The sequence below is a fragment of the Streptomyces sp. NBC_01546 genome, from assembly GCF_045208355.1.
Taxonomy (GTDB): domain Bacteria; phylum Actinomycetota; class Actinomycetes; order Streptomycetales; family Streptomycetaceae; genus Streptomyces.
The window spans coordinates 5132228-5157972 of record NZ_CP109379.1 but is presented as its reverse complement, the minus strand read 5'-3'; the positions used below and the strand labels follow the sequence as shown (position 1 = coordinate 5157972).

The 25745-nt window shown below is 72.2% G+C and carries 22 protein-coding genes and 2 tRNA genes; 4 read left to right on the top strand and 20 right to left on the bottom strand.

All coding sequences use genetic code 11. The features are described from left to right. Positions 1–58 precede the first annotated feature (58 nt). Together OHA89_RS23590 and OHA89_RS23585 are read right to left on the bottom strand one after the other, a co-directional pair. Entirely contained in the window at positions 59–1741 is a 1683-nt protein-coding gene (locus OHA89_RS23590; protein ID WP_406367036.1) for a glycosyl hydrolase family 18 protein, read from the bottom strand. Positions 1742–1996: 255 nt separating this feature from the next. Further along, positions 1997–3109 (bottom strand): LLM class flavin-dependent oxidoreductase, encoded by a 1113-nt coding sequence (locus OHA89_RS23585; RefSeq protein WP_266609610.1) that lies wholly within the window; start codon positions 3107–3109, stop codon positions 1997–1999. Positions 3110–3360: 251 nt separating this feature from the next. Between OHA89_RS23585 and OHA89_RS23580 the strand changes: the two genes are divergently transcribed. After that, positions 3361–4119, top strand: coding sequence for an IclR family transcriptional regulator (locus OHA89_RS23580; RefSeq protein ID WP_266609609.1), 759 nt, complete (start codon positions 3361–3363; stop codon positions 4117–4119). Positions 4120–4192: 73 nt separating this feature from the next. Here OHA89_RS23580 and OHA89_RS23575 read toward each other — a convergent pair. The 5 genes from OHA89_RS23575 to OHA89_RS23555 form a co-directional block, all read right to left on the bottom strand. Further along, positions 4193–4266, bottom strand: a tRNA-Lys gene (locus OHA89_RS23575). 70 nt (positions 4267–4336) lie between these two features. Then, entirely contained in the window at positions 4337–6016 is a 1680-nt protein-coding gene (locus OHA89_RS23570; protein ID WP_406367035.1) for an AMP-binding protein, read from the bottom strand. A gap of 26 nt (positions 6017–6042) precedes the next feature. After that, the gene (locus tag OHA89_RS23565) at positions 6043–6636 is read right to left on the bottom strand and encodes a lytic polysaccharide monooxygenase (protein ID WP_215147630.1); all 594 of its coding nucleotides are present in this window, start codon (positions 6634–6636) and stop codon (positions 6043–6045) included. A 202-nt stretch (positions 6637–6838) separates the two neighbouring features. Next, on the bottom strand, positions 6839–8497 hold the full coding sequence (locus OHA89_RS23560; protein WP_266609607.1) for an SPFH domain-containing protein: 1659 nt from the start codon (positions 8495–8497) through the stop codon (positions 6839–6841). Next, positions 8494–9813: a peptidoglycan-binding protein gene (locus tag OHA89_RS23555; protein WP_266612388.1), complete on the bottom strand. Its 1320-nt coding sequence runs from the start codon at positions 9811–9813 to the stop codon at positions 8494–8496. Before OHA89_RS23555 ends, OHA89_RS23560 begins: the two co-directional genes overlap by 4 nt. A gap of 221 nt (positions 9814–10034) precedes the next feature. On the opposite strand from OHA89_RS23555, the gene OHA89_RS23550 reads away from it, so the two are divergent. Continuing rightward, a tRNA-Lys gene (locus tag OHA89_RS23550) sits at positions 10035–10108 on the top strand. Positions 10109–10202: 94 nt separating this feature from the next. On the opposite strand, the gene OHA89_RS23545 is transcribed toward OHA89_RS23550, so the two are convergent. The 13 genes from OHA89_RS23545 to OHA89_RS23485 all read right to left on the bottom strand — a co-directional run bounded on the left by OHA89_RS23545 (position 10203) and on the right by OHA89_RS23485 (position 23278). Continuing rightward, entirely contained in the window at positions 10203–10892 is a 690-nt protein-coding gene (locus OHA89_RS23545) for a class F sortase (RefSeq protein ID WP_266609606.1), read from the bottom strand. Between the two features lie 46 nt (positions 10893–10938). Beyond that, the gene (locus OHA89_RS23540) at positions 10939–11550 is read right to left on the bottom strand and encodes a hypothetical protein (protein ID WP_406367034.1); all 612 of its coding nucleotides are present in this window, start codon (positions 11548–11550) and stop codon (positions 10939–10941) included. Positions 11551–11794: 244 nt separating this feature from the next. Then, positions 11795–12574: an HAD-IIA family hydrolase gene (locus OHA89_RS23535; RefSeq protein WP_406367033.1), complete on the bottom strand. Its 780-nt coding sequence runs from the start codon at positions 12572–12574 to the stop codon at positions 11795–11797. Between the two features lie 119 nt (positions 12575–12693). Then, positions 12694–14217 (bottom strand): alkaline phosphatase family protein, encoded by a 1524-nt coding sequence (locus OHA89_RS23530; RefSeq protein WP_406367032.1) that lies wholly within the window; start codon positions 14215–14217, stop codon positions 12694–12696. Positions 14218–14352: 135 nt separating this feature from the next. Next, complete coding sequence (locus tag OHA89_RS23525; protein ID WP_406367031.1) at positions 14353–15435, bottom strand: 2-aminoethylphosphonate ABC transporter substrate-binding protein; 1083 nt, start codon at positions 15433–15435, stop codon at positions 14353–14355. A 72-nt stretch (positions 15436–15507) separates the two neighbouring features. Then, the gene (locus OHA89_RS23520) at positions 15508–16305 is read right to left on the bottom strand and encodes an ABC transporter permease (RefSeq protein WP_406367030.1); all 798 of its coding nucleotides are present in this window, start codon (positions 16303–16305) and stop codon (positions 15508–15510) included. Continuing rightward, positions 16292–17224, bottom strand: a complete 933-nt coding sequence (locus tag OHA89_RS23515) for a 2-aminoethylphosphonate ABC transporter permease subunit (RefSeq protein ID WP_406367028.1) — start codon at positions 17222–17224, stop codon at positions 16292–16294. Before OHA89_RS23515 ends, OHA89_RS23520 begins: the two co-directional genes overlap by 14 nt. Next, positions 17217–18266 carry an ABC transporter ATP-binding protein gene (locus OHA89_RS23510; RefSeq protein WP_406367027.1) on the bottom strand — a complete coding sequence of 350 codons (1050 nt, stop codon included), beginning with the start codon at positions 18264–18266 and terminating at the stop codon, positions 17217–17219. Before OHA89_RS23510 ends, OHA89_RS23515 begins: the two co-directional genes overlap by 8 nt. Next, the gene (locus OHA89_RS23505; RefSeq protein WP_406367026.1) at positions 18263–18958 is read right to left on the bottom strand and encodes a phosphonatase-like hydrolase; all 696 of its coding nucleotides are present in this window, start codon (positions 18956–18958) and stop codon (positions 18263–18265) included. Before OHA89_RS23505 ends, OHA89_RS23510 begins: the two co-directional genes overlap by 4 nt. Before the next feature lie 5 nt (positions 18959–18963). After that, the gene (locus tag OHA89_RS23500; protein ID WP_266609598.1) at positions 18964–20085 is read right to left on the bottom strand and encodes a TIGR03364 family FAD-dependent oxidoreductase; all 1122 of its coding nucleotides are present in this window, start codon (positions 20083–20085) and stop codon (positions 18964–18966) included. Positions 20086–20233: 148 nt separating this feature from the next. After that, the gene (locus tag OHA89_RS23495; RefSeq protein WP_215140284.1) at positions 20234–20998 is read right to left on the bottom strand and encodes a GntR family transcriptional regulator; all 765 of its coding nucleotides are present in this window, start codon (positions 20996–20998) and stop codon (positions 20234–20236) included. Positions 20999–21031: 33 nt separating this feature from the next. Continuing rightward, entirely contained in the window at positions 21032–21793 is a 762-nt protein-coding gene (locus OHA89_RS23490; RefSeq protein WP_266609597.1) for a hypothetical protein, read from the bottom strand. 321 nt (positions 21794–22114) lie between these two features. After that, positions 22115–23278 (bottom strand): ROK family protein, encoded by a 1164-nt coding sequence (locus OHA89_RS23485; RefSeq protein WP_406367025.1) that lies wholly within the window; start codon positions 23276–23278, stop codon positions 22115–22117. A 55-nt stretch (positions 23279–23333) separates the two neighbouring features. Here OHA89_RS23485 and OHA89_RS23480 point away from each other — a divergent pair, with 55 nt between their 5' ends. Both OHA89_RS23480 and OHA89_RS23475 read left to right on the top strand, forming a co-directional pair. Further along, positions 23334–24437 carry a Gfo/Idh/MocA family oxidoreductase gene (locus OHA89_RS23480; protein WP_406367024.1) on the top strand — a complete coding sequence of 368 codons (1104 nt, stop codon included), beginning with the start codon at positions 23334–23336 and terminating at the stop codon, positions 24435–24437. An 88-nt stretch (positions 24438–24525) separates the two neighbouring features. After that, positions 24526–25731 carry an ALF repeat-containing protein gene (locus OHA89_RS23475; RefSeq protein ID WP_406367023.1) on the top strand — a complete coding sequence of 402 codons (1206 nt, stop codon included), beginning with the start codon at positions 24526–24528 and terminating at the stop codon, positions 25729–25731. Positions 25732–25745 lie beyond the last annotated feature (14 nt).

Below are 25745 nucleotides of genomic sequence, written 5' to 3'. Positions count from 1 at the left end.
CCGCACCCGGGAGGCGGGGGCGGGGCGGAGGCGTCGCTCGGCGCGGGGTGGGGGGAGATCAGCAGGCGCCGAGGTCCTTCCAGACACCCCATTCACCGGTGGTGCCCGGCGTCTCGTTCTGCGTCCACCACTGGGCCTTGTACTTGCGGCCGTTGTAGGAGACCTCGTTGCCGGCGGTGTAGACCGTGCCCGCGACGTACGCCGGGGTCGAGCCGCAGCCGGTGGGCGGCTGGGTCGTCGGAGGCGTCGTGGTCGGCGGGGTGGTCGTCGGAGGCGTGGTGACCGGCGGCTGCGTGGTCCCGCCGAGCGCGTCCGAGATCTGGTTCAGCAGCGTGGTGTTGTTGTCCAGGCCGAGCAGGGAGTACATCATCGCGCCGGCCAGGCCGCGCTGCTTGCCGTAGTCGACCCGGGCCTGGATGGACTTCTGGTTGAGGCCGGTGAAGAACTCGCCGTCCTTGTAGAAGTACGAGGCCTTGGCCTGGTCGTCCCAGAAGGTGCTCGCCGAGTTGTCGACGATGCCGCCGAGCTCCTTGTAGTTGGCGATGCCGGCCTGCTGGCTGGTGGGACGGGCGGCGGAGGCGCCGGTCGCGCTCTGGGCGAGGCCGTTGTTCGCCCCGGCGGGGACGCCCTTCCAGCCGCGGTAGTAGAACTCGTAGCCCAGGGTCAGCTTGCCGGCGGGGAAGCCGCCCGTGATCCCGTAGGCCGGGTTGCCGTCGATCCAGGAATCGATCGCGTTGTCGATGCTGTACTTCTGGGTGCCGGGCGCGATCGGGTCGGTGGGGTCGCCCGCCGGGGAGTAGAGCGGGGACTGGTGGTACGTCGGGCCGTCGCCGTCCCAGGCGCCGTGCATGTCGTACGTCATGATGTTCGCGTAGTCGAGGTACGCGCCGATCTTGTCCGTCTCGATGTACTTGATCTTGTCCTGGCCGGCCGGGAGGGCGGAGGTCAGCAGGTACTTCTTGCCGCCGTTGGCCGTGCCGTAGGCGTCGAGCTGCTCACGGAACTCCTTGAGCAGGAGCGTGAAGTTCTGCTTGTCCTCGGGGGCGTAGTGGTTGCCGAGGTGGCCGCCGGACGAGCCCGGGTACTCCCAGTCGATGTCGATGCCGTCGAAGATGCCGGCCGCCGCGCCCGCGCCGCCGTAGCCGCCCTCGACCGGCAGGTTGCCCTTGATGTACTGGTCGATGCAGGAGGAGACGAGCTTCTTGCGGGAGGCGTCGGTCTTCGCCGCGTCGCTGAAGAACTTCGAGTACGTCCAGCCGCCGATCGAAATGTTGATCTTCAGATGGGGGTACTTGGCCTTCAACTGCTTGAACTGGTTGAAGACGCCGACGATCGGCTGGTCCCACTTGTCGGCGACCCCGCTGACGCTGTCCGCCGCACTGAAGGACTTCTGGTAGTCGGCGTACGAGTCGCCCGCGCCGTCACCGGCGTTGGGGTTGTTGTCGTCGCCCGCCGCCTTGTTCGCCTCGAAACAGGTGAGGTTGGTGGGGTGGATGTTGCCGAACGAGTAGTTGATCACGTCCAGCTTGCCCGCTATCCCCCGCGTATCGAGGTGCTTGGGGTAGAAGGCGTTCCCGTACACGCTCCACTGGTCGTAGTAGGCGATGCGGACGCCGCCGGCCGAGGCGGTGACGGAGGCGTCGGCGGCCTGGGCCGTACCGAGCCCCGCGAAGGAGGCGAGCGCACCGGCTGCCAGCGCGGCCGTGGCGGCGGCCGCGATGAGAGGTTTACGGATGTGCATGAACATGCTCCGTGGGGGTGGGAGGGAAGAGCATCAGCTTCGGGTGAGAGAAGTGATAGCGATCGCTCCGTGCCCCAGTCAATGGTTTGGACCAAAGAAGGACTAGACCACTGAGCAACCAAACCTGCTCGTCAGAGCCCTGAGCACACATCAGAAACCGCTCGCCACCCCGGGTGACGAGCGGTTTAAGGGTGCCTTAGGACACCCTCCGGCAAGGTTTCGGCAACAAACCAGCCGAACCCCGTTCGCCTGCGGTCACACCTGGACCGAGCCCTCCGCCGGCAGCCCGTACGCATCTGCGACGAGTGCATAAGAACGCAACCGGGCCGCTCCGCTGTGGGCGTTGGCAGTCAGCATCAGCTCGTCCGCGCCCGTCCGCTTGGCGAGGCCGTCGAGCCCGTCGCGCACCTCGTCGGGGGTGCCGTGCACGATGTTCGCCAGCCAGCCGTCCACGAACTCCCGCTCCAGCGGGGAGAACGGGTACGCCGCCGCCTCCTCGGGCGTCGGGACCAGTCCGGGCCGCCCGCTGCGCAGCCGCAGCATCGACAGGGCGCCCGTCAGCACCTGGGCGCGGGCCTCCGCCTCGGTGTCCGCGGCCAGCGCCGAGACACCTATGAGGGCGTACGGGGCGTCCAGGACGGCCGAGGGGCGGAAGCTCTGCCGGTAGAGGTCGAGCGCGGGCAGGGTGCCGGCCGCCGAGAAGTGGTGGGCGTACGCGAAGGGCAGGCCGAGCTGTCCGGCGAGGCGGGCGCTGAAGCCGGAGGAGCCGAGCAGCCACAGCGGCGGCCGCCCGGCGGGCCCCTGCACGGGGCCCGGCACCGCGTGCACGCGGGCGTACGGGTGCCCGTCGGGGAAGTCGTCGTCGAGGAAGCGGGTGAGCTCCGCGAGCTGCCGGGGGAACTCCTCCGCGGCCTCGTCGAGGCGGCCGGGCCCGCGCAGTGCGGCGGCCGTGCGCCCGTCGGTGCCGGGAGCCCGGCCGAGGCCGAGGTCGATCCGCCCCGGCGCGAGCGCCTCCAGGGTGCCGAACTGCTCGGCGATGGCGAGCGGGGCGTGGTTGGGCAGCATGACCCCGCCCGAACCGAGCCGGATGCGGGAGGTGTGCGCGGCGAGGTGGGCCAGGATCACGGCCGGGGAGGAGCTGGCGACCCCGGGCATGGAGTGGTGCTCGGCGACCCAGTGCCGGTGGTAGCCGCGGGACTCGGCGAGCCGGGCGATGTCCACGCTGGTGCGCAGGGAGGCGTGGGCGGTGCTGCCGGCGCCCACGGTGACGAGGTCCAGGACCGAGAGCGGTACGGGTGCGCTACCCCGGGCCGTGCCGTGGATGGCGTCGCCGCCCTCCTGTCGATACGCGTCCCCGGTGTCACTCATCGTCGCTCCCGTCTCGGTTCCTCGTCCGTACGACATCCGTACGACATCCGTACGAAGAACTCGAACCGTCGGCGGAGCCTGGGCATTCCCGGCCCACCGGGGCAGTGGGCATGCCCGTGGCATATGCCAATGGAGTAGATCCTGGCAGGGCGACGTGATTGAGCCATCAATCTCTTCAACAGGCGCTCCACATGGGCCTCTTGATGGCTATCGTGGTAGGGCAAGCGGTAACAACCTGGTAGGGGGAAACCGTGGCGCTGAAGCCCGAGCCGACCGCGCCGTTCCACTCGGTGCAGTACGCACTACGCGTACTCGAAACGATCGCACGGCACACCGGTGGTGTGACCGATGTGCAGATCGCGCGTGAGACCGGCCTGCCCGCAGTCCATCTCGCCCCGATGCTGCTCATGCTGCGCCGGGAGGGATATGTCCTGCAGGTGTCCGACGGCGCCTATGCCATAGGGGATTCCCTCGTTCTGCTCGGCTCCGGCGTCGACCGCCAGCAAGCCCTGACGGACAAGCTCCAGGAGACCCTGGACCGGCTGCGGGACTCCGTGGGGGCGGCGGTCTACATCAGCCGGTACGTGGACGGCGAGGTCAGAATCACGCAGTTCGCGGACAGCCCGCGCACCCCGAAGGTCCACGAGTGGGTCGACTTCCGCTCCGCCGCGCACGCCAGCGCGGTCGGCAAGTGCCTGCTGACCCAGCTCGACCTGAACGGGCGGCGCGACCACCTGTCCCGCCACAAGATCGCGCGGCTCACGTCGAAGACGATCGTGAACGAGCGGATCCTGTTCTCCAAGCTGGACGCCCAGCCGGCCACCGTGCCCGTACTGGATCTCCAGGAGTACGCCGTGGGCACCGTCTGCGCGGCGGTACCGATCACGGCCGGGGCCTCGGTGGGCTGCCTGGCCCTGTCGATGCCGGTCGAGCACGCGCACCGGCTGCGGGCCGCGGCGGACACCTTGAACCGGAAGGCCGCGCCGCTGCTGCTGTCGCTCACCCTCTAGCACTCTCCGGCGAGGGGTGCCGGAAAACACTTCGGGCGGTTCCCGGTGAACCGGAAACCGCCCGAAGGACAGGTGCGCCGCCAGGGACTCGAACCCCGGACCCGCTGATTAAGAGTCAGCTGCTCTAACCAACTGAGCTAGCGGCGCCTGCTGACAGAGAAAATACTACCTGCTCCTCAGGGGTGCTCAAAACCATTACCCGGCAGCGGCGCCGCGCCTAGCGTTCCAGCAGGTCCGCCCGGCCCTGGGCCTCGTACGCGGCCAGGAGTGCGGCGCGGTCGGGCTCGGACAGGGGGCGGTATCGCCCGGTCGGGAGGCGGTGCCAGACCGGGTCGGGGCAGAGGAAACCGGCGCGGCGCAGGGCCACGCGGTGGACCTTGTTCGTCGCCGTGACCGGCATGGCCTGCACGATCCTGACGTACCGCGGGGACATCTTCGTGCCCAGGTCCGGCTGCGCGGCCAGGAACGCCGCGAAGGCGTCGGGGTTGAAGCCGGCCCCCTCGCGGAGGGCGACGGCGGCCATCACCTGATCCCCGGCGACCTCGTCCGGGACCGCGTACACCGCGACCGCCGCCGCGTCGGCCCAGCGCGCCAGGATGTTCTCGATCATCGCCGCGGCCAGGTTCTCGCTGTCGACCCGCAGCCGGTCGTCCGTACGGCCCGCGAAGTACAGGAAGCCCGCCGCGTCGCGGAAGAAGAGGTCGCCCGTCCAGTACCAGCCCTCCCGCGTACGGGCGGCCTCCGCGTCCGGGTTGCGCCAGTACCCCTCGAACAGGCTGCGGCCCCGGTTGACCAGTTCGCCGATGGCGGCCGAGCCGTTCAGCAGGCGGCCCTCCGCGTCCAGGACCGCGGCCGGGCATTCGGCGCCCGTCTCCGGGTCGATCACCGCCAGGTCGTCCCCCTCCCCCGCCCGGCCCAGCGCGCCCGGCGGGGTGTCCGGCGTGTGCTGGACGGAAGCGCCGCCCTCGGTGGCCCCGTAGCCCTCCACCAGCGGGACGCCGAACCGCTCGGCGAAGCGCGCCGCGTCCACCGCCCCGGCCTCGGTGCCGAAGCCGAGCCGCAGGGTGTGCTCGCGGTCGTCGGGGCGGGGCTCGGTGGCCAGCAGGTACTGGACGGCCCGCCCGACGTAGGTGAAGTACGTCACTCCGTACGCCCGCACGTCGTCCAGGAACGCGGAGGCGGAGAAGCGCCGGCGCAGCGCCACCGACGCCCCGCCCGCGAGGGCCGGGAGCCAGTCGGCGATGACCGCGTTGCCGTGGAAGAGCGGCATGCAGACGTAGTGGACGTCCTGCGGGGTGACCGAGAAGCGCCGGGCCAGCGCGGACCCGGCCGCCGCGAGCCGGCCCTGGGTGCAGATGGCGGCCTTGGGGGCGCCGGTGGAGCCGGAGGTGAAGTAGAGGAGCAGCCGGGAGGACGGGCCGGGGGTGCCCAGCGTCGCCTCGCCGGGCTTGGCGGCGGCATAGGGGGCGAGCAGGGCCTCGTACTCCTCGGTGCCCGTGACCAGGAGGCGTACGCCCGGCAGGTCGAGGCCGCGCAGCAGCGGCAGGTGGGCGGGCTCGGTGACCAGGATCCGGCAGTCGGTGTGCAGGATGTCGCGCGCCAGCTCGGGACCGCGCCGGGTGGGGTTGATCCCGGCGACGGCGGCCCCCGCGAGGGCCGCCGCGCCGAGCCAGAACGGGAACTCGGGGGTGTTGTCCAGCAGCACCCCCAGGTGCGGCTCGGCCCCCGGAGGCATCAGGTCGACGAGGAGCGCGGCGCGCGCGGCGGCCTCCTGGGCGGTCCGGTGGTGGCTGAGGACGGTGTGTCCGGTGTCCTCGTACTTCAGCCCCGGCCGGTGGTCGCCCCATTGGCGCGCCACGAGCTCCGCGACGGTCTCGGGTGCAGTCGTCGTCCGCATGCCGCCGGAGATTAGCTGACGTTACGTCAGAACTGAACGTCGGAGCAGGCGTAGAAGGCGTTGGCCGTGTCGTTGACGGTCCAGACCGCCAGGATCATGTGACGGCCGGTCCGGCCGCTCGGCATGGCGCCCTGGTGGACGGTGGTCATGGCGGGCCGGGCACCGTTGTAGGCGACGGTGAGGAAGGGCTGGGGTTCGAGGTCGGCGCGGGTGAGTGCCTTGGTGCCGTTCCAGCCGTTCTTGGTGACGTAGTACTTGAAGTCGGTGGTGGAGTGGTTGGCGGTGAACTGCCACCGGAAGCTGTAGCTCTGCCCGCTGGTGACCTTGGTGGTGGGCCAGGCGCCGCCGCGCGGGTTGTCCAGCTCCGCGAACTGCGGGAGACCGGCGGAACATATCTTGCCGTCGGCGGGCCCGGCGGCCGGGAAGCCCTTGAGGCCCTCGACGCTCTGCGGTTCCCACTGGATGGCGCCGCAGTCGGAGACGGTCTTGTTGGCGCAGAGCTTCTGGCGGCTGATGGGGGTGTCGGTGTAGCCGTGACTGCTGGCACTGGGGGCGCTGAGGAGGGTGATTCCGGCGACGAGGCCGAGGCCGAGCGCGGCGGCGCCCGCCCGTCCGGGCATGCGGAGGTTACGCATGATGCTCCTTGAACGTGGGGGGAGTTCGGCGAGAGCGTGCGCACGCGTGGGGATGATGTTCAGATCTGTCGGATCTTAGGTCTAGACCAAGTCACAGGTTATTGACGAGAGTTGGCCATGTCCATACCAACGGAAGAACGGGTGGTCCGCTCGAATCCGGCCACCCGTTCCCGTACCGCCGGACGCGCTACTCGCAGCGCCCCGTGTAGAAGGCGACCGTGAGGTCCTTCACCAGCGCCTTGCGCTCGTAGTCGTCGAGCTCGACGAGCCCGCGCGAGGTCAGCCGGTGGACGGTGTCGTCTACGGCGTCCACGACCGAGGTCAGCACTGTGTCCCGGTGCTTGGCGTCGATCGCCGCGACCCGGCGGCGGCGCATGGCATCGGCTACCTCGGCCGCGTACTCGATCCGGGTCGGCTGGGCCGAGAACACCTCGATCCCGACGGCCTCGGTCTCCGCCGCCAGCATCCGGGTCAGCGCGTCACCGACGGCCTCGGCGTCGCGCAGGGTCGGGGCGTCCTCGTGGAAGGCGTCGGCGGGGAGCTGGGACAGCACGCGGGCCATGGCGGATTCGACCTGTTCGGCCAGGTACTCCACGTGGTCCGCGACGGCCAGGGCGGCCCTGGCGGTGTCCTTGACCTGCCAGACGACCTGGACGACGACCTGGAGGGCGAGCCCGCCGGAGTCCACGGCGGGCATGGGCTCGCTGCGCCAGTGCCGCAGGCGTACGTCGACCCGGCGGCGCAGCAGCAGGGGGCTGATCCAGGTGAGTCCCGTACGGCGGACCGTGCCGCGGTAGCGGCCGAAGAGGGTGAGCACCCAGGCATGGCCGGTGCGGGAGCGGCCGAGTCCGCCGAGGGCGAGGAGCGCGACGATGCCGAGGAAGGCGAGCGGGGGCCAATGCGTGGCACGCAGCCCCTGGTAGGCGCGCGGGGTCGCGCCGAAGGCGGCCACGATCGTGGCGGGGACGGCCCCGGCCCGCCAGAGCACGGCCGTGCAGCCCGCGAGGGCGAGCCCGCCGATGCCCACGCCGATCCAGCCGGGCAGCACGGGGCCGCGGTGCTCCCGGAGCCGGTCGTCGCCCCGGGGGACCCGGCGGCCGGGGGCGGGGCGGGGGGCGACCGGCGGCCGGGGGGCGGGGGCCGGGCGGGCCGGAGCGGCGGCCGGAGCGGGCAGGCGCTTGGGCTCACCGAGGAACGGCAGGTGCACCGGCACCTCGGTGACGGCGGCGCCGCGCAGCGGTGGGACCGGGGGGACGGGGATGTCCTGGGGGGCGTCCTCGTCCTCCTTCTCCTTCTCCAGGCCGCGCGCCACGGCCTGGGCGACGATCTCGGCCACACCGGGCCCGGGCACACCGGAGTGCGTGGCTTCGGCTGCGATCTCGACTTCGGGCTCCGGGTCCGGCTCGGGGTCCGGCAGCTCCGTGGATGGTGCGGCGGCCTCGGCGTCGGTGATCCGCAGGCGCAGGGTGGCCACGCCGGCGTGGGCCGCCTCGTCCTGCGGGTGCGGGATGTCCAGGCCCGCGTGCACCGGTTCGGGCTCGGCCTGGGCCCGGGCGGCCGGTACCTCGGGCACGGCCGCCAGCAGGACCGCCGGCGTGGTGGCCCAGCCGGTCGAGGTCTCGCCCGAAACCGAGACCGGAAGCGAGACCGGAGCCGGAACCGCCTCGCGGGGCGCGGCGACACCCCACACCGGCGCCGGAACAGGGGCGGGAACGGGGGCGGAAGCAGGGACGGGAACGGGAACGGGAACGGGAGCGGCGACAGGAGCGGGGCCGGCCACCGGTGGCACCCGGAAGGTGCCCGTGGCCGAGGTGGTGCGCGTGGGGTACATCGTGTCCTCCGTCATGCGAACAGCCGGCGCCAGGTTTCCGGGCCCGGGTAGCCGTTGGCCGAGGCACCGCGCCAGCCCTGCGCGCGCTGGAAGGCCTCGACGCTGCGGCGGTCCGCCTCGCTCCAGCGAGGCCCCGGACCGGATGTGTAGTGCTTGCCGAAGCCCTTCTTGATCAGTTGGCGGCCGAGGGCGGTGATCGCCTCGTGCGACCGGCCCGGGCGGAACACCGAGGCCCCGGGGTAGGCCCGTACGCCGCCAGGCCCCGGCGCGGCCCCGACCGTCGGCGGGATGTCGATGCCCTGACGCTCGACCAGCAGGCGCCAGGTGTGCGCGCCGGGCGTACCGTCCGCGTCGGCGCCCGTCCAGCCTTGGGCGCGCTGGAAGGCCTGGGTGGCGAGCTTGTCGTGATCGCTCCACGTCCGGTCGGCCACCCCCTTCGGGTAGAACCGGTACGCGCCGCGCTCGATCAGCATCCGGCCCAGCTGGGCCACGTGGTCGTTGGTCTGGCCCGGGGCGAACTTCGCGGCGCCGGGGAACACCGTCGAGTCCCCCGGCTTGGGGCCCGGCACCGGCTCTTCGGGCAGGATCCCGCCCGTGACCCCGTTGAACCGGTAGGGGATGTACTTCGTCGCGTTGGCCCAGTACCCGTAGGGCGTGGCCAGCTTGCGCGTCGTGGGCCGCGTCTGCTCGTAGGCGATGTAGTGCGTCTGCGTCTCGTCGACCCAGCCGCCGAAGACGACCACGTGCGAGCCGTTGTTGGGGTCCGCCGGGTTGTGGAAGAGGAGCATGTCCCCCGGCAGCAGATCAGCCTTGGTGATCTTGGTGGCGAACTTGTCGAGGCTGCCGGTCCACTCGTTCGTACCAAGGTTCCAGACCATCGAGACGTAGCCCGAGCAGTCCTGCCGGTACCCGTCCGTCCAGTACTCGGACATGCTGTACGGGACCTTCGCGTCCAGCCACAGCTTCGCCCGGTTGATGATCGTCGTCCGGTCGATCCGCTTCACGCCGGAGGGCGCCCCGGGCTTGCCGACCGGGCCCTTCTTCGGACCGTGCAGCGGGGCGCGCCCGCCCTGCGGGGAGCCGGGGTCGTCCAGGGCCACCGGCCCGGTGGCCGGGGCGGTCACCGCCACCGCGGCCGCGCCGCCACCGCCGAGGACCACTCCGGCGGCGGTGGCCAGGACCAGCGCCCGGCGGGCCCCTCGAGCGGCGGGGTGACCCCCGTCCCGCAGCGGTATGGCCCGCGCGCGGGCAAGGGCGCGGCGGCGCTGGGCGCACCCCCGGCACGCGCAGTCGCCCGCGGGCTCGTACTCCTCGAAGGCGGGCATCGGCATCGGCGTCTGCACATGCGTCGGAGGCTGCATCGTCATGCGGTTCCGTCCACTCCCCTGCTCGTCCACTGGTCAGCCGGAACCACATCTGGCGGGTCATCAGATGCGGCACGGCCACACATATCGTGCACGACAAACCCCTTAAACATGGGTTAATCGGACAAGGCGGGCGTGGCTGGTCACGAGCACCGCTCGAGGTGGGGTAGAGTTTTCCCTGTCAGCAAGCGCCGCTAGCTCAGTTGGTTAGAGCAGCTGACTCTTAATCAGCGGGTCCGGGGTTCGAGTCCCTGGCGGCGCACAGACGGAGGAAGCCCCTCGCAGCGAAAGCTGCGAGGGGCTTCTTCGTTTCGCCCGGTTCGCCCGGTTCACCGGTTCACCCGGCGAGACACTCCCTACGCCGCCGCGCCCGGCCGGACCCCGGCGCCCGTCAGATAGGCGGAGACCACCACGTTCGCCGTGTACTCCTTGGCCGTCTTGTCATAGGAACCCCCGCAGGTCACCAGCCTCAGCTCGGCGCGGCCCTTCACCCGCTGGCCGTACGCCTTGTGCGGGTCGAAGGCCGCACGCTCGTAGACCCGTACGTCCTCGATGGTGAACTCGGCGACCGAACCGTCCGCCCGCACCACCCGCACCTTGTCGCCCGGCTGCGCCGAGCTCAGGCCGTAGAACACCGCCGGCTTGGCCTTCGTGTCCACGTGCCCCACCATCAGCGCGGCCCCGGCGGCGCCGGGCTGCACGCCGTTGCTCCACCAGCCCACCGTGCCCGGGCTTTCGTACGGGGGCGCCTCGATCGCGCCGTCCGCGTCCAGACCCCGGGGGATCACCGGGGCCTGGATGCCTATGGAGGGCACGTCGACGCGCTGGGGCAGGGCAGCGGCCAGGGGGGCGCGGGCCGCGGGCAGGACCGGGCCCACCGCCCCGCCGGCCTGGCCGGTGAGGGGGGCCGGGACCCCGGTGATCTGCCGGCCCCACAGCCACAGGCCCAGGACCAGCACCGTCCAGGCGGCGAAGGTCAGCAGTCGGCCACTGCCGGAGGACTTGCCCTCGCTCATGCGCCCCTCGCTCGTGCGCCACTCGTTCATGCGCCGCTCGTTCCGTCGCCGCTCGCCCGGTCTCCGTCCCGTCCGTTCAGTCGCCGCTGCGGCGGCGGCGCAGGGCCAGCGCCCGGCCCGCGACGGCCAGGGTGGCGGCGGCGGCCAGGACGGCGCCGATCACCGTGTGCGGGAGCCCGGGACCGTCGTCGCCGTGGTCCTTCTTGGCCGCAGCGGCCAGCCGGGAGCTCTCCGCGAGTTCGGCGGACATGCCGCCGCCGCCCGCGTGGACCGGCCAGACCGGCGAGGGGTGATGGCTCGGCCGGTCGTGGGCGATCTCGATGGAGCCGCTGACCTTGTCGTGGCCGTCGCAGGTCACCCGCACGGAGTGCCGGCCCGGCTGGACGTGCGAGCTGATGATCGCCTCGCCGTAGAGCGGGCTGCGGCCGCTGTCGCGGCCGTACAGTTCGGCGTCCGCCACGAAGACGGAGGACTTGGCCGCGCCCCGGGTTCCGTCGCAGCCGCTGACGCGCAGCTTGACCTGCGCTCCCGGGTGGGCCGGGTCCGGCTCGACCGAGATGCTGCCGCGGTCGCCGCTGCCACCGCGATCCTCCTCACCCGCGAGGGCGGTGGGCGCGGTCACCGCGGAGAACGCCGTCAGGGCGACGGCCACCCCGGCGGCACGGAGAGCGATGTGAACACTGCGCATGGTGAACCTCCTCAACAAGGAGATTCACGCGCGGGACGCCGCCCCGCATCCGGAGCGGCGCCGTACGTGTCAGCCGTACGCGTGAGGGCCTGTCCGGCCGGTCAGGCCAGATGAGTGAGCGGGGTCTGGTGCGTGCGCTCGCAAGGCGGAGGAGGGAATCGACGCGGAGCGTCGGTGACCGACGACAACGCGGCGAGCGTGCGTGCCAGGGCACGCGAGCCTGACCTGACCGGCCGGACAGGCCCTAAACCAGGTCCACCAGGTCGGCGATCGAGTCGACCGTCCTGGTCGGGCGGTACGGGAACTTCTCGGTGTCCGCGACCGAGGTCAGACCGGTGAGGACGAGGAAGGTCTGCATGCCCGCCTCCAGGCCGGCCAGCACGTCGGTGTCCATCCGGTCGCCGATCATCGCGCTGGTCTCGGAGTGCGCGCCGATCGCGTTGAGGCCGGTGCGCATCATCAGCGGGTTGGGCTTGCCCGCGAAGTACGGCTTCTTGCCGGTGGCCTTGGTGATCAGTGCGGCGACGGCGCCGGTGGCCGGGAGCGGGCCCTCGGTGGAGGGGCCGGTCTCGTCGGGGTTGGTGCAGATGAAGCGGGCGCCCGCGTTGATCAGGCGGACGGCCTTCGTCATGGCCTCGAAGCTGTAGGTCCGGGTTTCACCCAGGACCACGTAGTCCGGCTCGTGGTCGGTCAGGATGTAGCCGATGTCGTGCAGGGCGGTGGTCAGACCGGCCTCGCCGATGACGTACGCGGTGCCGCCGGGGCGCTGGTCGTCGAGGAACTTCGCGGTGGCCAGCGCGGAGGTCCAGATGTTCTGGACGGGGACGTCGAGGCCCATGCGGCTGAGGCGCGCCTGCAGGTCGCGGGGGGTGTAGATCGAGTTGTTGGTCAGCACCAGGAAGGGCTTGCCGGACTCGCGCAGCCGCTTGATGAAGGCATCGGCGCCGGGGATCGGGGTGCCCTCGTGGATGAGGACCCCGTCCATGTCGGTGAGCCAGGATTCGATCGGCTTGCGCTCTGCCACTGGACTGTTCTCCGCTCTCGGTGGCGTCTGACCTCTGTGACCTCTGGTCTCTACCACCCTATCGGGGCCGGGTCGGGGACGCTCCGTGCGTCCACGGCCCGGACCCCGGGGGCCTGGGCTCAGCCCAGGCGGACGTTGTCGACGGTCCAGTACCAGTTGTTGCTGCCGCTGTAGCGGAAGCGGATCTGGACCTCCGTGGCACCGGCCGGGACCTGGAGGTTCAGGGACTCGGTCTTGGCCACCGCGTCGGCGGTGTAGCTCTTGACGACGGAGGGCGCACCGCCGTTGTAGGAGACCAGGACCTGGGCGGTCTGCCCGGCCTCGTGGCGGTAGTGCGTCTGGAAGGACAGGTTCTTCGTGGTGCCTCCCGTGACCGCCCACTTCGGGGTGATCAGGGTGGAGTCGAAGCTGCCGGTGTGGGTCTTGTCGTCCCACTCGTCGGAGTCGGCGACGGCGAAGACGTCACGGGAGCGGACGTTCAGCTCGCGCCACTGGTCGCGCTGCGCCTGGCTCCAGAACTCGTCGGTCGCGAAGGCCCATCCGGCCCACTCGGTGACACCGCCCGTGCCCATCTTGGAGTTGTCGACGGACCAGCCCGCCGGCGGGGTGTGGGTGAAGCCCTTCACGCCGGCCGGGATGCCCGTCTCGTCCACACGGGCCTGGAGATTGGGGCGCAGGGTGTCGAAGGGGTCGCTGTCGGGGGCGTCCAGCGGGACGCCGTCCAGCGCGGCCGTGGGGACGCCGACCTGCGCGAGCGCGGTCGCGGCCACGTCGACCAGCTTCACGTCGTCCCGTACCGAACCGGCCGCGATGCCCGCGCCCTTGGCGATGACGAAGGTGCCGCGCTCCTGGATGGTGGAGCCGCCGTGGCCACCGGAGTCGGTGTGGCCGTGGTCGGTGGTGACCAGGATCTTCCAGTTCTCCTGGCTGTAGGTCGGGCGGTTCTGGACGGCGGTCAGCACCTGGCCGATCAGCGTGTCCACGCGGCCGATGGCGTCGAGGTACTGCTGGCTGGCGGCGCCGTAGGAGTGGCCGGCGACGTCGATCTCGCCGAGGTAGACGAAGGCGGCGTCCGGGTTCTGGCCCTGCAGTTCGGCGGCGGCCGCGGCGGCGATCTTGGGGTCCTCGCTGCCGTAGCCGTCGCGGTCGCCCTTGAGGGAGAGGCGCTTGTCGACCTTGGCGGAGAAGATCGGGCCGCCCGCATCGGTGGAGGTGATGGGCTCCCAGTCGGCGGCCGCGTAGGTGTTGAGCGCCGGCTTGGCGTTCTCGATGCGGGTCAGGAAGTCGGGGTAGGCGGTGTAGTTCTTGCCGGCGAAGGAGTTGTCCTTCACGCCGTGCTTGTCGGGCCACACGCCGGTGGCGATGGTGGACCAGCCGGGGCCGGAGGAGGTCGCGGCCATCGGGTTCGCGTACAGGGTGCTGCGGGCGGTCAGGCCCTGGGCCATCAGGCCCTTCAGGTTGGGGGCGTTGGCGGCCTTGACGCGGTCGAGGACCGCGCCGTCGATGCCGATGACGAGCACCTTGTCGGTGGTGGCCGCCGCGTCCGCGGCGCCGGCCGGGGTGGCCAGGGCGGAGGCGGCGATGAGGGCGGCGGCAGAGGCGGTCACGGCGATGACGCGTCGTCCGGGCAGGGCAGTGGACACGTACTCCTCCTGGGGAGCAAGTGAGCGGCGAAGGGTGCGGGGGCAATGCACCGAGTCCGGACCGAAGGGCACTTCGGTCCAGACCCGTTATGCAAGCGTCACTTTCCCGGACCGGGGTGGCCGGGAAGTAACCGGTCAGCTGCCGGTTGCCGACTTCCACGCGTCGACGTAGCCGGTGAGGTTCGCGTCGATGTCGGCCCAGTTCGGCTCGAAGATCTCGACGCCCGTCATGATCTTGGTGAGCTCGACGGCGTTGGCGTCGGTCGGCTTGACGTCGGTGCGCGCCGGGAAGCCGCCGCCTACCCCGCTGACCAGCTGCTGGGCCTCCTCGCTGAGGAGGTGGTCGAGGAGCTTCTTGCCGTTCTCGGTGTGCGGGGCCTTGTCGACGAGGCCCGCCGCGTACGGCAGGGCGAAGCTGGTGGGCTTGCCGCCCTCCTTCGCGGGGAACCAGATGCCCAGGTTCGGCATGGACTTGGACTGCGCGAAGTTCATCTGGACGTCGCCGTTGGCGACGAGCAGCTCGCCCTTGTCGGTCTTCGGCGCCAGCTTGCTGGTGGAGGAGGACGGGCCGACGTTGTTGGCCTGGAGCTTCTTCAGGTACTCGTTCGCCTGCTCCTTGCCACCGAAGTCGTGCATGGCCTTGATGAGGACGGCGGTGCCGTCGCCCGCGACGCCCGGGGTGGAGTACTGCAGCTTGCCCTTGTACTTGGCGTCCAGCAGCTCCTCCCAGGTCTTGGGGGCCTCGGCGAGCTCCTTCTTGTTGTAGATGAAGCCGAAGTAGTTGTTGACGACCGAGGTCCACTTGCCGTCGGCGGCCTTGTCGGCGCCGTTGACCTTCTCGGAGCCCTGCGGCTTGTAGGCCTGGAGGAGGCCCTTGCCGTCGGCCTGCTGGATGAAGGGCGGCAGGGTGATCAGTACGTCGGCCTGGGTGTTGGTCTTCTCGCGGACGGCGCGCTGCACCATCTCGCCGGAGCCGCCCTCTACGTACTTGACCTCGATGCCGGTCTTCTTGGTGAAGTCGGCGAAGACCTTGTCGTACCAGCCGTCGCCCTTCTCGCTCTTGAGGCCGTCGGCGCTGTAGACGGTGACGACCTTCTCGCCGCCGTCCTTGCCGCCGGAGTCGGCGGTGGTGGAGCCGCCGCACGCGGTGAGTGAGAGGGCCAGGGCAAGGCTGCCGGAGACGGCGGCGGTGGTACGGAGCAGGAGCTTGCTGGGCATGGAACTTCCTTACGGGGAAAGGGAGTCAGCAGGGGATCAGCGAGGGGTTACGGCGGTGCGGGGGTGCGAGGTTCAGCGGTAGGAGGCTTTGGTGCGGATGCGGGAGACGGCCAGCAGCACGAGCAGGGTGGTGGCCATCAGGACCACGGCGACGGCGGATCCGCTGAAGAGCGAACCGCGGTCGGTGGCCGTGAAGATCCGGACCGGGAGGGGCATCCAGTCCGGCGGGTAGAGCATCATCGTGGCGCTCAGCTCGCCCATGGACAGGGCGAAGCAGAGCCCCGCCGCCGCGGTGAGGGACGGCAGCAGGAGCGGGAGTCTGACCCGCCACAGCACGTAGCCGGGGCGGGCGCCGAGGGAGGCTGCGGCCTGCTCGTACGCGGGGTCGAGCCGTACGATCGCCGCCGAGACCGACTGGTAGGCGAACGCCGTGACAAGGATCGTGTGCGCCAGGATGACGATCGAGCTGGTGCCGTTGAGGAGCAGTGGCGGCCGGCTGAAGGCCACGAGCACGGCGAGGCCGACGACCACGGACGGCACGGCGACGGGCAGCACGAACAGCGCGTCCAGGGACCGCTTCCCGCGCTTGCCGAGTGCGGCGCCGGCCAGCGCCGCCCAGGTGCCGACGGTGAGCGCGAGCAGGCTGGCGGCCACGGCGGTGACCAGGCTGGTGGTCAGGGCCTGGAGGGACTCGCCCTGCACGGCGGAGGCGTAGTTCGCGGTGGTCGGGCCGGAGGGGAAGGCGCCGGACCAGTGGGTGGCGAAGGAGGCCGCGACCACGAGGAGCAGGGGCAGGGCGAAGAGGGGCAGGAAGAGGAGGCCGAAGAGGCTCCAGACGGCCCACCGGCCGGTCTTGCTATGCACCAGCACGCTTGCTCACCACCCGGTAGAGGCCGAACAGGCCGACGGAGATCACGATGTTGACGACGGCGACCACGCAGGCGGCCGCGTAGTCGGATTCGAGGATCGCCTTGCCGTAGATGAGCATCGGGAGGGTCGTGACGTCCTTGGCTCCGGTGAACAGGACGATCCCGAACTCGTTGAGGCACATGACGAGGACGAGGCTGCCGCCCGCGGCCAGGGCCGGGAGCGCCTCGGGGAGGATCACCTGCCGGATGATCCGGGCGGGCCGGGCGCCGAGACCGGCGGCGACCTCCAGCTGGGCGGTGTCCAGCTGGGAGAAGGCGGCGAGCAGGGGGCGCATCACGAAGGGCGTGAAGTACGTGATCTCCGCGAGCAGGACGCCCCAGGGGGTGGTCAGGAAGTGGAAGGGCCCGTCGGCGGCGCCGGTGAAGTCGGTCCAGACGCCGTTGGCCATGCCGACGGTGCCGTAGATGAAGAGCAGGGCGAGGGTGATGAGGAAGGAGGGGAAGGAGAGGAAGACGTCGATGAACTTGGCGACGGCGCGGGCCCCCGGGAAGGGCACGAAGGCGATGACGAGCGCGAGCGCGAAGCCGAGGACGAGGCAGCCGGCGGTGGCTCCGACGGCGAGCCAGACGGTGGTCCCCACGGCCTCGCGGAAGGCGGTGGAGGCGAACACGGAGCCGTAGGCGTCGAAGGCCCCGCCACCGTTCTCGGGGGTGAAGGACTGCTGAACGACCAGCCCGAGCGGGTACAGGAACACCAGCGCGAGCACGGCCACGGGCGGCACGGTCCACACCCACCGGGGGATCCCGCGCCGGGCGGTGGCGCCGCCCGGCCGGCGCGGGCCCGGGGCGAGCTCGGCGGCCGGCACCGCCGGGCCCGGGGTGGAGGCGGGAGCGGAGGCCAGGCGCGTGGCGTCAGCCATCGGACACTCCCGCCGACAACAGGACGGCATCGCGGGGCTCGAAGTGCAGGGTCACCCGGTCCCCGAGGGCGGGGGTCTCCCGCAGCTCGGGCAGGTCCGCCTTCACGCGGTGGCCGTCCACGTCGACGTACAGCCGGTGCGTCGAGCCGCGCCACTGGACCTCGGCGATGCGGCCGCTCAGCGCGTTCGGGCCGTCCCCGAGGCCGAGCAGGTGCGGCCGTACGCACAGGGTCGCGGTGGACCCCGGCGTGGCGCGGCCGCGGTCGAGGGCCAGCGGGCGGCCCTCGAAGACCGCTCCGGTCTCGGCCACGGTCACCGGCAGCAGGTTCGCGTTGCCGACGAAGGAGGCGGTGAACTCGGTGCGCGGGGCCCGGTACAGCTCCTGCGGGGTCCCGCAGTCCTGGAGCCGGGCCTTGTCCATGACGGCGATCCGGTCGGCCAGGGTGAGCGCTTCGACCTGGTCGTGGGTGACGTACAGGATGGAGACGTCGGGCAGTTCGCGGTGCAGGCGGGCCAGTTCAGCGAGCATCCCGGAGCGCAGCTGTGCGTCGAGCGCGGACAGCGGCTCGTCGAGCAGGAGCACCCCGGGGCGGATGGCGAGGGCGCGGGCGATGGCCACGCGCTGCTGCTGTCCGCCCGACAGTTCGCGCGGGTAGCGCTTGGCGTAGGCCGCCATGCCGGTCATGTCCAGGGCCTCGGCGACCCGGCCGGGGATCTCGGCCTTGGGCGCCTTCTGGGCCTTCAGACCGAAGGCGACGTTGGCCTCGACCCGCATGTGCGGGAAGAGCGCGTACTGCTGGACGACCATGCCGATGCCGCGCTTGTGCGGCGGGAGCGCGGTGACGTCCCGGCCGCCGATCAGGACCCGGCCCGCGACGGGCCGTACGAAACCGGCGACCGCCCGCAGCGCCGTGGTCTTGCCGGAGCCGGAGGGGCCGAGCAGCGCCATCACCTCGCCGGGCTCGACGGTCAGGTCGAGGGAGTCCAGGACGGTGGTGCCGCCGTAGGCGACGCTGACCCCGTCGAAGCGGATGCCGCTCACGCCGACTCCGCGAGCAGCTGCGGGAGTTCGGCGACGGATCCGAGGACGTGGGTCGCGCCGTGCTCGGTCAGGGCCGCGCGGTCGTGGGCGCCGGTGAGGACGCCCGCCACGGTCCCGGCGCCGGAGCGGCGGCCGCTGAGCATGTCGTAGGCGGTGTCGCCCGCGACGACGATCTCCCGTACGTCGGCCACGGCGCCCGTGCGCAGGAACGCGGCCAGCACCATGTCCGGGTACGGGCGGCCGCGGCCGCCCGCGTCGGCGGGGCAGAGGGTGAGGTCCGCCAGGTCCTGCCAGCCCAGGGCGTCGAGGATGGCGTCCTGGGTGACACGGGCGAAACCGGTGGTCAAGGCGACGGTGCGACCGTCGGCGCGGAGCTTCTCGATGGCCTCGCGGGCGCCGGGAACCGGGGCGATGAGCCCGCCGTCGACGAGTTCCCCGTACGCCTCCTCGAAGGCGGAGTTGGCGCGCTGGGCGAGGTCCTCCGTACCGAAGAGGTGGCGGAAGACGGAGATCTTCGACTCGCCCATGGTGTCGCGCACGTACTGGAGCTTCTCGGCCTGGTCGGCGCTGCCGGGCTCGACGCCGAGGCGCTCGGCGGCGCGCTCGAAGGCGCGCTCGACGAGGCCGCCGTCGGCGACGGTGGTGCCGGCCATGTCGAGGACGATCAGGTTGCTCTTGGTGTTCTCGGTCATCTGACTTACCAGCCCAGTTCGTTCGCGGTGGTCTCGGCTATGGCGGGCGAGCAGGTCATGCCGCGCCCGCCGGGTCCGGTCACCAGCCAGACGCCGTCGGCCACCTGCTGGCGGTGGACGACGCGGGTGGTGTCGGTGCACTGCGCGTACACGCCCGCCCAGCGGTGCCTGATCTTCGGCAGGGGGCGGCCCAGGAAGGACTCGACCACCTCGGTGAGGTGCTCGTAGGGGTCTTCGAGGGTGTCGAACGCGAAGGGGTGCTCGTACTCGTGGGTGTCGCCGATGGTCAGTCCGCCGTCCAGGCGCTGGACCATCAGCAGCTGCATCTTGTGCGCGGCGGCGATCGGCGCCTGCGCCTGCCCGGCGTTGAGCTCGTCGAGCGCGGCGGACTTGTAGGCCGGGTAGTAGCGGAAGCTGTCGGCGTCCGCGACGGAGGTGGTCAGCCGCTCGCCGAGCGGGGCGGTCTGCATCATCTGGAGCCGGACGCGGCGCACGGGCAGGTCGGGGACCAGCTCGCGGACCAGGCCGGACAGCCAGGCCCCGGTGGCCAGGACGACCGCGTCGCCGCGGTGGACGTCGCCGTGGTCGTCGCGGACGGCGCCCGGGCCCGCGACCTCGCGTACTTCCCGCCCGGGCAGGAAGGTGTAGCGGCCGGTGGCCTTGAGGGCCTCCCGCAGGTGGAGCTGCGCGGTGCGCGGTTCGACGGCCGCGTCCCGCTCGCACCACAGCGCGGCCTCGAAGGCGCCGCGCAGGGCCGGGTTGATCTCCCGCGCCTCCTCGGCGGTCACCAGCTTGTAGCCGCGTGCGGCGGCGTCGGGGCGGGCCACGGCCGCCTCGGCGACCGCGTACTCACGGGCGTTGCGGACGGGGGTGAGGGAGCCGATGGCGCGGAAGCCCAGGCCGGGCACCTCCGCGCCGATGCGCTCCCAGAGCTCGCGGGCCCGCAGGGCGGTGTCGAGCTCCTCGCCCCCGGCCCGGCCGCTGACCCAGATCTGGCCGAAATTGCGCAGCGACGCGCCGCGGGCCTCGGCCTCTCGCTCGATCTGGACGACCTCGTGGCCGCGTTGGACTGCTTGCCAGGCGTGCATGGTGCCGACCACGCCGCCTCCGACGACTATGACTCTCACGCCGTTCACGGTGGGCGCGCCCCGTGACCCGGGAGGATCCGGCGGGCAACGCGCCGGTGAACAGCCCCCCAAGCTTGGACTAGACCCGTTATCTTTCTGTGATCTGAATACGCCCCTTTATGGCCGGTAAGGGTGGGTTGGCTCGGGACTATTCGGGCCGCAGACGGGTCGTGAAGCTGAACCGGTCGCCACGGTAGAGCGAACGCACCCGTTCCAGCGGCCGGCCGTCCTGATCCCGCGAGAAGCGGTGGATGAGCAGCATGGGAAGGGCCGGCGGGGTGCCGATCAGCAGGGCCTCGCGGGGCGTCGCGAGGACCGTCTCCAACTTCTCGTCGGCGTCGCCGAAGGAGATGCCGAGCCGGTCGCGAAGGTATCCGTAGAAGGAGGAGTCCGGCTGGAAATCGCTGTCGAGCCGGGGAGCCCGGGCCACCCGTACGTACGTGCTCTCCAGGCCGACCCGCTCGTCGTCGGCCAGCAGGACGCGCTCCAGGTGCCAGACCGGCTCGCCGGCCTCGGCGCCGATGCCGGGGGCGAGGTCGGGCGGGCACGGGAACTGCTCCAGCCCGATGAGGTGACGGCCCGGGCGGCGGCCCTGGCGGCGGACGCCCTCGGTATAGCTCGCCAGCGACAGCGGCTGCTCCAGCTTCGGGCCGGCGACGACGGTCCCACGGCCGGCGCGGCGCAGGCGGCCTTCCAGCAGCAGCTCGCGCAGGGCCTGGCGGACGGTCTCGCGGGACACCTCGTACCGCTCGGCGAGATCGCGCTCGGTGGGCAGCGATCCGCCCTCGCCGAGCTCGTCGAGGAGCTCGGCGATGCGGGCCTTGACGGCGTAGTACTTCGGGATGCGGCCGTGCTCGGGAATGCCCGAGCGGACGGGCGAGCCGGGGCGGTGGTGCTGGGTCTGTTCTTCCACGCTGGGACTCTATGCGGGCCGGATGTACGGAGGTCAGCGGGCGGGGGCGCGCAGCCGCCGGGCCCCGATCACCAGTCCGCCGCCGACGGTGAGGGCCGCCGCGGCACCGGCCCCGGCGCCGTACGCCAGTTCGCGGGGCCCGGTGTGCGCGAGGGAGCCCGCTTCCTGGGGATCCTCCGGGCCCTCGACGGAGAACCGGTAGCCGCCGGCCTCGCCGATCCACTCGCCGTCGTCGCCGTTGCGCTGCACGAGGGCGGCGTCGGCGACGACCTCACCGGTGGGCGCGTCGGGCGCGAAGGCGAGGCCGACCCTGACGGTGAGCGACCCGCCCGCGGCGACGGTGAACCCGGGGAAGGCGGAACCGCCGTCGAACACGGCGATGATCTCGTCCCGGTCGGTCCGCTCCAGACTGACGGGGAGGGTACCGCTCGGGGTGTCGAACTCCATCCGCAGGTGGGCGGGGCGCAGGGCGCGGGCCTTGTCGGTGAGGACGACCACGGGGTGGATGGCCGTGCACAGGGAGTCCGTGGTGTTGGTCAGGTCCAGGTACCAGGTCTGCGGTCCGCCGCCGGTGCGGTACACGGCCGGTCCGCCGCGGATCCGGGCCCCGATGGGGAAGGCGGTGCTCTTCCCGTCCCCGCAGGTGGCCTTCGCGCGGGACGGCAGCGCGGGCGCGGGCCGGGCCCCGCCGCCCGTACCGATGTCCGCGGCCGCGGTGGGGGCGGTGGTGGCGGTGGCGGCGACCAGGGCGGCGGAGAGGACGGCGCCGAGGGCAAGGGCTTTGCGCACTCGCATGGAAGACCTTCGCTGCTCGCCGGACGGGTCAATGGTCGGACCAGGTGACAATCACCCCGGTCCCAGCCCGCACCCTGCCACGCACGCGCGACCCGCTACCGCCCGCCGCGCCCGAGTCGTTCCGGTTTACGCCCAAACAGCGCAACCCGTCAAGCGCCGCCCGGCCCATCCAGCCCCGCCCGGCCCCTTTCAGCCCCGCCTGGGGGTCCCCCCGGACGGAGTCTGGGGGAGTTTGAGGCGCGGGGTCCGGGGCGGAGCCCCGGCAACGGCGCCGCACCCGGCACCCAGCACGGCACGGCACGGCACGCCACCGCCACGACGTCACCCCGCCCGCCCGAACACCGGCCCGAGCGCCAACTCCGCCGCCCCCTCCGCCACCCCCGCCCCCGCCAGGGCTACCACCGGCCGGGCCGGATCAAGCGCGCGGGCAGCGAGAACGGCCCCGACCCCGGCCACGAAGACGTCCGGCGCCGCCGCCACCACACGCCCGCCGAGCAGCACACGGTCCACATCCAGCAGCGCCACCAGATTGGCCGCGGCCTCGCCCAGGATCCGCGCCGCCTCGGGAAAATCACCTCGGGCAACCGCCCCCAGGCACAGCGCCTCCACGCAGCCGCGCGCCCCGCACCGGCACGGCGGCCCGTCCAGCAGGAGCACCTGGTGCCCGAACTCCCCCGCCGCCGAGCGCTCACCACGGTAGACCTCGCCGCCCAGCCACAACCCCGCGCCGAGCCCGGTCCCGACATGCAGGTACACGCAGGTGCGGGGCCCTCCGCCGGCAAACGGATACGCATGCGCATCCGGCGCGGCATCGGCGACACGCCCGGCATCCGCATCCGGCCAGGCGGCCCGGAGCCACGCCCCTGCCGCCGCGGCCGCGCCGGCGTTCGTGTCCTTGTCCAGCAGCACCGGCAGGCCCAGCCGCCCCTGCAGCACCCCCCGCAGCGGAAAGCCCTTCCAGCTCGGGAACCCCGTCACCCGCCCCATCGTCCCGGCCCGGTGGTCGAGCGGCCCCGGTGCGGCCACCCCGACGCCCAGGGGCGGCAGCCCGGCCGGGTCTCCGACCCGCGCGACCGCCCGTACGACCGCCTCCACCACCGACTCCGGGCCGGCCCCGAAGTCCAGCGGGCCACCGCCCTCGGCGACGACGCGGCCCGCCAGGTCCACCCGTACCGCCCGGAGCTCGTCGCGGTCCAGCTGCACTCCGACGGCGTGATGTACGTCCGGCACCAGCCGGAGCAGGGTGCGCGGTTTACCGCCGGTGGACGCGGCTCGCCCGGCCTCGGCGACCAGCCCGTCCGCGCTGAGCCGGGCCGTGATCTTACTGACGGCCTGCGGGGTGAGTCCCGTACGGGACGCGAGCTCGGCGCGGCCCAGGCCCGCCGGGCCCGCGCCGCGCAGCAGATCCAGCATCAGCGCCTCGTTGTGCCCGCGCAGCGCCGGCAGGTTCACCCCGCCGCGCCCGTCCCCGCTACCCCTGTTCACGAGTCCATTGTCCACCTTCCTTGCACTTTGGCAACACTGTTGCCAAAGTGGTTACATGAGCAACCCCGCCTCCCCTTCCTCCCCCGCCCCCCTCCGCGTCGGCCTGGTCGGCTACGGACTCGCCGGTTCCGTCTTCCACGCCCCCCTCGTGACGGCCACCGACGGGCTCGTCCTCGACACGGTCGTCACCTCCGATCCGGGCCGACAGGCGCAGGTCCTCGCCGAGTTCCCCGACGTCCGGATCGCCGCCTCCCCCGACGAGCTGTGGGAGCGCGCGGGCGGCGCCGACGCCCTCGACCTCGTCGTGATCGCCTCCCCCAACAAGACCCACGTGCCGCTCGCCACGGCCGCCCTGACCGCGGGGATCCCCGTCGTCGTGGACAAGCCGCTCGCCGCCACCGCCGCCGAGGCGCGCGAACTCGCCGCCCTCGCCGAGCGGACCGGAACGTTCCTGTCCGTCTTCCAGAACCGCCGCTGGGACAACGACTTCCTCACCGTCCGCCGCCTCCTCGCGGACGGCGAACTCGGCGAGATCCAGCGCTTCGAGTCCCGCTTCGAGCGCTGGCGCCCGCAGCTCAAGGGCGGCTGGCGCGAGTCGGGCGCCCCGGAGGAGGTCGGCGGCCTGCTGTACGACCTGGGCAGTCACGTCGTCGACCAGGCACTGGTGCTGTTCGGCCCGGCGGTACGGGTCTACGCGGAGGCCGACGTGCGCCGCCCGGGCGCCGAGACCGACGACGACACCTTCATCGCCATCACGCACGCGAACGGGATCCGCTCCCACCTCTACGTCAGCGCCACCACCGCCCAACTCGGTCCGCGGTTCCGCGTCCTGGGCTCGCGGGCCGGCTACGTGAAGTACGGCCTCGACCCGCAGGAGGGCGCCCTGCGCGAGGGAATGCGGCCGGACGGGGACGTGCCGTGGGGCGAGGAGCCCCCGCACCTGTGGGGCCGGGTGGGCTCCGGGGAGTCCCCGCTGACCGGCGCCGGAACCCCGGTCCCGACGGAGCTGGGCGACTACCCCGCGTACTACGCGGCGGTGGCCGCGGCCCTGCTCGAGGGCAGGCCCGTGCCGGTCACGGCGTACGAGGCCGCGCACTGCCTCGACGTACTGGAGGCGGCCCGTGCCTCGTCCCGGGACGGAGTGGTCGTGGAGCTGTGAGCCAGGGCTCATGAAAATCGGCGTTTCCGGGGCGGACAAACGATCTATCCTGCACAGGCTGCCATCACGATCATCACATGTGTGAAGAATGGAATCCTCTGTGAAGCTGCCCCGGATCGCGTCGGTCGTCGCTGCCGCCGCGATGGCCCCGGCCGTCCTGCTCTCCTCGCCGGCCTTCGCCGCTGACGCCCCGTCGCCGTCCACGCCGTCGTCTCCGACCGCGCCGGACCGGGTCTCCGAGGGACAGCCGCCCGCGGAGAAGCCCGCGGAGGACCCGCAGGCCGCGAAGGACCGGGCCGCGATCCAGGCGATCCTGGCCGACCCGGCGAGCGGGCCGGGCGTGCGCGAGGCGGCCGAGAAGGCGCTCAAGGGGACGGCCGCGGACATGCGGCACTTCCTGGAGGTCGACTGGCAGAAGGAGCAGTACGTCGACGACCAGGTCCTGGTCTCCCGGATCCACAGCGCCGGCGGCGTCGCCGTCAAGCGCGAGGCGGAGAAGGCCCTGCGGGCCGGAACCCACGCCGCCCTGAAGGAGTTCCTCGCCGTCGGGCAGCACAAGGCCCGGTACGAGGACGACCAGGTCGAGCTGTTCCGCATGCTGAACGGCGCGGGCCGCGGCATCCGCGAGGCCGTCGAGAAGCTCCTGCGCAGCGGAACCCCGGAGCAGGTGCGCGAGTTCATCGAGACGGGCCAGCACAACATCCGCGCGAGCGACGACCGCGTCGAGCTCTCGCGCATGTACGAGAGCGCCGGCCCGGGCCTGAAGGCGGCCATCAACGCACTCCTCAACGGGCACCCGTCCAACGCGGAGCTGCGCGAGTTCGTCAAGACAGGCCAGCACAAGCTGCGCGACGAGGACAACAGCGTCCTGATCTGGGCGATGCTGAACAACGCCGGCCCGGAGCTGAAGAAGGCCGCCATCGCCGCCATCAAGGGAACGCCCGAGGACCGCGCGGCGTTCCTGATGACCGGCCAGCACGAGGCGCGCGCCAAGGACAAGGCCGCCGAGGACGCGGCCGCCAAGGCGGAGCAGGACAAGAAGGACAAGGACGCGAAGGACAAGGACAAGAACGGGTCCACGGGCACCGGCACCACCGGCGGCGCCACTCAGGCCGCGGCCCAGGGCACCGGCGGCAACGGCAACGTGACCGCGGCGGGCGGGTCCGCCCCGCTCGCGAACACCGGCGCCGGTTCCGAGAACGTCTGGTTCGCGGGCGGCAGCGCCGCCGCACTCGCCGCGGGCGCCGGCCTGGTGCTCGCCAATCGCCGTCGCCGCACGTCGGCCGAAGGCTGAGCCGGATCGCACAC

What these genes read in the sequence shown, in the direction of transcription:
- OHA89_RS23560 (WP_266609607.1), bottom strand. Translation starts at nt 8,497, where the DNA reads ATGACGGAGGACACGATGTACCCCACGCGCACCACCTCGGCCACGGGC.
- OHA89_RS23540 (WP_406367034.1), bottom strand. Translation starts at nt 11,550, where the DNA reads ATGCGCAGTGTTCACATCGCTCTCCGTGCCGCCGGGGTGGCCGTCGCC.
- OHA89_RS23490 (WP_266609597.1), bottom strand. Translation starts at nt 21,793, where the DNA reads ATGCGAGTGCGCAAAGCCCTTGCCCTCGGCGCCGTCCTCTCCGCCGCC.
- OHA89_RS23505 (WP_406367026.1), bottom strand. Translation starts at nt 18,958, where the DNA reads ATGACCGAGAACACCAAGAGCAACCTGATCGTCCTCGACATGGCCGGC.
- OHA89_RS23480 (WP_406367024.1), top strand. Translation starts at nt 23,334, where the DNA reads ATGAGCAACCCCGCCTCCCCTTCCTCCCCCGCCCCCCTCCGCGTCGGC.
- OHA89_RS23570 (WP_406367035.1), bottom strand. Translation starts at nt 6,016, where the DNA reads ATGCGGACGACGACTGCACCCGAGACCGTCGCGGAGCTCGTGGCGCGC.
- OHA89_RS23590 (WP_406367036.1), bottom strand. Translation starts at nt 1,741, where the DNA reads ATGCACATCCGTAAACCTCTCATCGCGGCCGCCGCCACGGCCGCGCTG.
- OHA89_RS23555 (WP_266612388.1), bottom strand. Translation starts at nt 9,813, where the DNA reads ATGCCGATGCCCGCCTTCGAGGAGTACGAGCCCGCGGGCGACTGCGCG.
- OHA89_RS23545 (WP_266609606.1), bottom strand. Translation starts at nt 10,892, where the DNA reads ATGAACGAGTGGCGCACGAGCGAGGGGCGCATGAGCGAGGGCAAGTCC.
- OHA89_RS23565 (WP_215147630.1), bottom strand. Translation starts at nt 6,636, where the DNA reads ATGCCCGGACGGGCGGGCGCCGCCGCGCTCGGCCTCGGCCTCGTCGCC.
- OHA89_RS23515 (WP_406367028.1), bottom strand. Translation starts at nt 17,224, where the DNA reads ATGGCTGACGCCACGCGCCTGGCCTCCGCTCCCGCCTCCACCCCGGGC.
- OHA89_RS23525 (WP_406367031.1), bottom strand. Translation starts at nt 15,435, where the DNA reads ATGCCCAGCAAGCTCCTGCTCCGTACCACCGCCGCCGTCTCCGGCAGC.
- OHA89_RS23585 (WP_266609610.1), bottom strand. Translation starts at nt 3,109, where the DNA reads ATGAGTGACACCGGGGACGCGTATCGACAGGAGGGCGGCGACGCCATC.
- OHA89_RS23475 (WP_406367023.1), top strand. Translation starts at nt 24,526, where the DNA reads ATGGAATCCTCTGTGAAGCTGCCCCGGATCGCGTCGGTCGTCGCTGCC.